This is a genomic window from Cryobacterium sp. 10I1, assembly GCF_035019805.1.
Classification (GTDB): Bacteria; Actinomycetota; Actinomycetes; order Actinomycetales; family Microbacteriaceae; genus Cryobacterium; species Cryobacterium glucosi.
In genome coordinates, this window is sequence record NZ_JASJVF010000202.1 from 1 (window position 1) to 6,014 (window position 6,014).

6 protein-coding genes are annotated in these 6,014 nt (G+C 67.8%); all 6 read right to left on the bottom strand.

Annotated elements, in window-relative coordinates:
• Positions 1-224: 224 nt before the first annotated feature.
• Positions 225-1,112 carry an ATP-binding cassette domain-containing protein gene (locus tag QN345_RS14515; RefSeq protein WP_322135253.1) on the bottom strand — a complete coding sequence of 296 codons (888 nt, stop codon included), beginning with the start codon at positions 1,110-1,112 and terminating at the stop codon, positions 225-227.
• Positions 1,109-2,095 (bottom strand): ABC transporter permease, encoded by a 987-nt coding sequence (locus QN345_RS14520; RefSeq protein WP_134449318.1) that lies wholly within the window; start codon positions 2,093-2,095, stop codon positions 1,109-1,111. The genes QN345_RS14515 and QN345_RS14520 overlap by 4 nt, the downstream gene beginning before the upstream one ends.
• Complete coding sequence (locus QN345_RS14525) at positions 2,092-3,069, bottom strand: sugar ABC transporter substrate-binding protein (RefSeq protein ID WP_134449317.1); 978 nt, start codon at positions 3,067-3,069, stop codon at positions 2,092-2,094. Before QN345_RS14525 ends, QN345_RS14520 begins: the two co-directional genes overlap by 4 nt.
• 130 nt (positions 3,070-3,199) lie before the next feature.
• On the bottom strand, positions 3,200-4,669 hold the full coding sequence (locus QN345_RS14530; protein WP_323508796.1) for a DUF2252 domain-containing protein: 1,470 nt from the start codon (positions 4,667-4,669) through the stop codon (positions 3,200-3,202).
• Between the two features lie 55 nt (positions 4,670-4,724).
• Positions 4,725-5,102: an SHOCT domain-containing protein gene (locus QN345_RS14535; protein WP_322135251.1), complete on the bottom strand. Its 378-nt coding sequence runs from the start codon at positions 5,100-5,102 to the stop codon at positions 4,725-4,727.
• 122 nt (positions 5,103-5,224) lie between these two features.
• Positions 5,225-6,014: MFS transporter (locus QN345_RS14540; protein ID WP_323508797.1), on the bottom strand; the 790-nt coding region annotated here is incomplete at its 5' end.

A 6,014-nucleotide genomic window follows, 5' to 3' on the forward strand; every position in this document is an offset into this window, starting at 1 on the left:
CAACGAGGCCGAGGCCTTCGAGACCTTCCTGCAGACCAAGTACGTCGGCCAGAAGCGGTTCAGCCTCGAGGGCGGCGGACTGCGCTGCGGCCTGGGTTGCGCCCTGCGGAACGGGGGTCTCGGTCACGCTCGCTCCTCGGATCGGGACGCGGTGCTGCACACCGCACGACGATTCCCCAGTGTAGAACAGGCGTGTGAGGCCGGGGTGTCGGCCCGCACCTCGGTCAGCGGGCGTCCCCAGCGGATGCCGGTCGGCCGAGCACAGGACCGAGCGCGTCGAGCTCCTCGCCGCCGGCCATCAGCCTCGTGAGCTCGTCGACCGTGATCCCGTCGCGCGCGAACTCGCCGAGGCTCGTGCCGCGGTTGAGCACGAGGAACCGATCCCCGACGGCCCAGGCATGGTGCGGGTTGTGCGTGATGAACACGATGCCGAGGCCGCTGTCCCTGGCCCGCGCGATGTACCGCAGCACGAGGCCGGCCTGGGTGACGCCGAGCGCGGACGTCGGTTCGTCGAGGATGACGAGTTTCGCGCCGAAGTGCACGGCGCGGGCGATCGCGACGGCCTGGCGTTCCCCGCCGGAGAGGGTGCCGATCGGCTGGTCGACGTCGCGGAGGGTGATGCCCAGGGTCGCAAGGCTGTCCCGGGTGGTCGCCCGCATCCTGGCGACGGCGAGGCGGCGGAACGGCCCGCGGCCGACCGTCTCCTCCGCTCCGAGGAAGAAGTTGCGCCAGACCGGGAGCAGCGGCACGAGGGCCAGGTCCTGGTAGACCGTCGCGATGCCGAGGGAGAGCGCGTCACGGGGGCTCCCGAAGTGTTGTTCGACGCCGTGGGCGAGGAGGGTGCCTTCGGTGTGCCCGTGTGCCCCGGCGAGGACCTTGATCAGTGTGGACTTGCCCGCGCCGTTGTCGCCGAGCACGCAGAGCACCTCGCCGGCTCCGATCGAGGCCGTCACCCCGCTCAGCGCACGCACCGAACCGTAGCTCTTGCCGAGACCGCGGACCTCGAGAAGAGGCGTCCGGGCATCCGCCGCCGTGCCCAGGGGCTCCGCCGTGCCCAGGGGCTCCGCCGCGCCCAGGGGCTCCGCCGCGCCCAGGGGCTCCGCCGCGGTCATGAGCGCTCACCGGCCTGGCGGCGCACCCAGAGGTTGACGAGTACTGCGAGCAGCAGCATGCCGCCGAGGAAGGCCTTGAGCCAGTTGCTGTCCCACTGGGCGAAGACGATGCCCTGGAGCGCCATGCCGTAGATGAGGGCGCCGAGGGACGCGCCGATCGCGGAGCCGAACCCGCCGGTGAGCAGGCAGCCGCCGACGACGGCGCAGATGATGTAGACGAATTCCTGGCCGATGCCCGTCGTCGCCTGCACGGTCGATACGTCGAAGAGCTGGAGCATTCCGACGAGCCAGGCGGCGCCTGCGGTCGTGAGGAAGAGCCCGAACTTCACCCGGCGCACGGGCACGCCGACCTGGCGGGCGCTTGCGGCCTGGCCGCCGACCGCGAAGACCCAGTTGCCGAAGCGGGTGCGCAGCAGCACCCAGGTCGCGAGCGCGGTCAGCAGGATCCACCAGACGATCGAGATCTTGACGTCCATGCCGAACAGCGGGAACGAGGAGCCGAAGAGCACCCGGGCCTGGTCGAAGCCGGTGACGGCTCCGAGGCCCTGGATCGCGACGGTCCCGGTGAGCAGTTTGGTGACGGCGAGGTTCAGGCCCTGCAGGATGAAGAAGGTTGCGAGGGTCACGATGAAACTCGGCAGGCCGGTCGAGGTGACGAGCCACGCGTTGAATGCCCCGACGAGGAGGGCCGCGGCGAGCGCGAGCACGAGGGCGAGCCACACGTTCAGGCCCCACTGCGTCGTCGCGATGCCGACGATCAGGCCGGTCGTTCCCGTCATCGCGCCCGCGGAGAGGTCGAACTCTCCGCCGATCATCAGGAGCGCCACGGCGACGGCCATGATCCCGAACAGCGACGACGAATACAGCCAGGTTGCGACGCCGGCCGGCGTCAGAAAAGCGGATGTCGAGATCGAGAAATACAGGAAGATCCCGAACGCGGCGACGAACGCCCCGACCTCGGGGCGGCGGAGCAGCCCGGTCATCGGGTTCCGTGTGCCGCGTAGGTGGCGACCTGCGCCGCGTTCTCCTTCGTGACGAACCCGGGGCCGGAGAACACCGGCTGGCCGCCGCCGACGACGTCGCCGTTGCGCTTCTGCAGGGTGAGGAACACCACCGGAAGGTAGCCCTGGGAGTATGGCTGCTGGTCGACCGCGAACAGGATCGAGCCGGCCTCGATGAGCGTCGTCACGTCTTTGGACACGTCGAAGGTCGCGAGCTGCGCGTGGCTGCCTGCGTCGGTGATGGCCTGGCTCGCGGCGACGGCGATGCCCGGGTTCAGGCTGAGCACACCGTCGATCGTCGGGTCGGCCAGGAGCGTGCTCTTGATCGTGTTCTGGGCGTCCGCGAGGTTGGCGATGTCGACCTGCACGTTCGTGACCGGGCTGCCGAGCCCGGCGGCGGCTCCCCGGCAGCGGTCCTCGAGGCCCGTGTTGCCTGCCTCGTGGATGACGCAGATCACCTTCGTGGCTCCCGCCTTGGCGAGGCGCTCCCCCGCGGACTGTCCGGCGGCGTACTCGCTCTGGCCGACGTGGGTCTGGGCGCCGAAGGCGAGGGACTCCTCGAGTCCCGAGTTGATCGTGATCACCGGGATGCCGGCCGCCACGGCCTTCTCGACGGACGCCTTGACCCCGTCGGGGTTCGCCATCGAGACGATTAGTCCGTCCGGATGCGTCGCGACGGCCGAATCGATCAGCTGGCTCTGACGCACGGGGTCACCGTCGCCCTGGTACGTCACGGTCGCGCCGAGGTCGGTGCCTGCCTGCTCTGCGCCACTCTTGACCACGTCCCAGAACGCGTCGCCCGGGTTTCCGTGGGTGACCACCGCGATGGTCGTCTTCCCGGCGGATGCCGCGTCCGATCCGGTCGCGGTGCTCCCGTTCGTCGAGCATCCTGTGAGGGCGAGCGGAAGCAGGACCAGGGCGGTGAGCCCGGCGAGCAGGCTGGTTTTGTGCAACATCGGTGGGTCGTCCTTCGAGGCCAGTCGTCAGCCAGCTGCCGGAGTTCGGCAGGCGAGCGGGACGCCGCTGAGGATGACCCTCCTGAATCTTAGGCTGCAGCGCTGCGCGGCTGGTTCGGAATTGACGTTCCTACAGGCCGGCGATGGACGGCAGCCGTCCGGAACGGACGGCCTCGGCGAAGGCCTCATAGTCGCGGTCGTTCTGGTCCGCGTAGCGCAGCGAGAAATCAGTGATCGCCGTGTCGAATTCAGCTCTCTTCCCGAGGTAGGCGGCGATGGCGACGGGGTCACCCGAGCGTGCGTGCGCGCGAGCGAGCGTCCAGCCGCACAGTCCGGCATAGAGGGTCATGCCGAACGGCACCATGTTCTCCACGACGACGGACCCCTTCATGTCGCGCAGCTGGCGCCAGTACAGGAACCGGTTCTGCTGCACCCCTTTCGTCCAGCCCAGGTAGATGTCGCTCGCGGCCTGCATCATCCGTTGTCCCTGTACGACGCGCTCACCGGGTTGTCCGTAGCGGCTCGTGTCGAGGTGGTCCTCGAGCACCGAGGCCCTGGCCTCCTTGACCTGGAGAAAGAGGGGATCCTGCTGGTCACGCCCCTGGAGCAGCGCTATGTAGGCGCGCGTGCCGACGCTCCCGACGCCGACGACCTTACGGGCAACGTCGACGAGTTCGAAACGTTCGAGCAGCTGGCGGCGATCGTCCTGGAGATTGGCACGGTAGGAGCGGAACGCCGTCCGCACCGATTCCTCGATCTCGTCGGGCGACAGTCCCGTTGTCGTCGTCAGCTCCCGGACGGGGATGACGATCGGCGGCTGGCTGATGATGCGGTACTCCCCGTCGACGAACTCCGCGAGCTTCGACAGCGCCTGCAGGCTGTCCCGGGTGCGGGCCTTCTCGGCGATCGCCCTGGTCCTCTTCTCCGCGTTCACCGCAGCCTTGCGCTCCGTCCGGTCTCCGCTCGTCCTGCCCGCGGCGACCTGGAGGGTCGCCAAGACCGTGTCCTCGGTCATGCGGGCGTACCAGACGTCCATCGTGCGCATCTTCGCGAATTCCGCCATCGCCTCGCGATACGCCCGCACCGAGGCGAGCGTCACGTCGTGGACCTGGGAGCTCGTGAACCTGTTGTTGCGGGCCGCGATCGTGAAACTCGCGCACATCCGCTGGACGTCGTATTCGAACGGGCCGGGCAGGGTTTCGTCGAAGTCGTTCAGGTCGAAGAGCAGGGCGCGCTCTGGCGAGGCGAACAGGCCGAAATTGGACAGGTGGGCGTCACCGCAGAGCTGCACGATCAGCCCGGACCTCGGGGTGTCCTTGAGGTCGGCGGCCATGATCCTGGCCGCGCCCCGGTAGAACGTGAACGGCGATACCAGCATCCGGCCGTGCCGGACCGGCACCAGGTCCTGCTCCCTGGTGAGGTTCTGTTCCTCGAGCAGCGCGACCGGGTCTGGCCGGTCAGCGGCCGGCGACCAACCCGAGTGACTGGCGCGGGGAGTCTGCTCCCTGGCCCGCTTGCCCCTGGCCTTGCGCTCCTCCACGGTCGCGTGCTCGACGACATTGTCGAGCGCGGCCCTGTCCTCATACATGGTGGACGACATCCATGCTGGACGACCTCTCTGTCGTTTTCTTCTGTCGTTTTCTCCCCGGGCAGGACTAGCCCAGCGCGCGGGCCTTGAGCCGCTCGTATTCGGCCTGGGTGATGACGCCGGAGTCGAGTAGCTTCTTCGCGTCCGCGATTTCCGTGGACGGCGACGAACCCGCGACGGTCTTGATGTATTGATCCGTCTGGCCCCGGTACTGGTTCCTGCGCTGCTCCTGGCGCTCGGACATCCCGGAACCCCGCGCGATCAGGTAGACGAGGGCGGTGAGGAAAGGCAGGAAGACCAGGAAGACCATCCAGATGGCCTTGACCCCGCCGCTGACCTGATGGTCGCTGAACAGGTCCCCGATGACGGTCACGAGCACCATCAGGTAGGCGAGGAAGACAAAGGACCAGAAGAAGAACCCGACAAAGTTCCAGAAATTATCCATGAGCCGTCTTCCCTCGGATACCGGGACACCCGTGTGATGCCCTCGTCGCTGACAAAATACTGTCGTTCGGCCGCTTCTGGAATGGGCACTGCCTGGAATGGCACCGCCGGGAATGGGCCAGGTCACGGCGATTGCCGCGCCTCCGGGGTCTTCCCCTGACGCCTCGCGACGGTCTGGTTCGGAATGTTCCTGGAGAACACCAGGGATCCGAGGGCGAAGAGGACCAGCGCGAAGAAGGACACCCGCAGGGAGGACACCTGTGATTCGCTGTAGATCCTGGTCAACTCGGCACTGTCGGAGCTCGACAGTCCCGCGTCCGTCGCGATGCCGGCCACACTCGAGACGGGAACGATGGCGACACCGGCCGCTGTCTGCGTGCTGACCGCGGCTTTCGCGGAGTCGGGAAGGCTGCTGCTCTCCACCGAGCTCAGGAACGAGGACGAGAGCGACGCGATCAGCACCGATCCGATCAAAGCGGTACCGAGCGACGAGCCGAGGTTCTGGAAGACTCCCTGAAGCCCGCCGACCTCGCTCGTCCTCTCCTCGCCGACACTGGACATGTTCACGTTTCCGAGTTGCGAGGCGAGAAGGCCGAGTGCAGCTCCCGCGGTGAACATCCCGACGCCGAACACGACGCTCTTCAGGTCCAGGGAGACGGAACCGAGCAGGCATACGGCGCTTCCTACCAGGACGAGCTGACCGACGCGCACGATCCGGCGCGGTGACCACAGCGTCGACAACCGGGTGCCCACCACAGAGAAGAGGATGAGCGCGATCGACAGCGGGAAGATCTTCAGCCCGGTTTCCAGCGCGTTGAGCCCCAGGGTCATCTGCAGGTAGATCGGGATCATGAAGAACACCCCGGCCGTGAACGCGTACTGCGCACCGAGCACGGAGAGCCCGGCCCGCAGC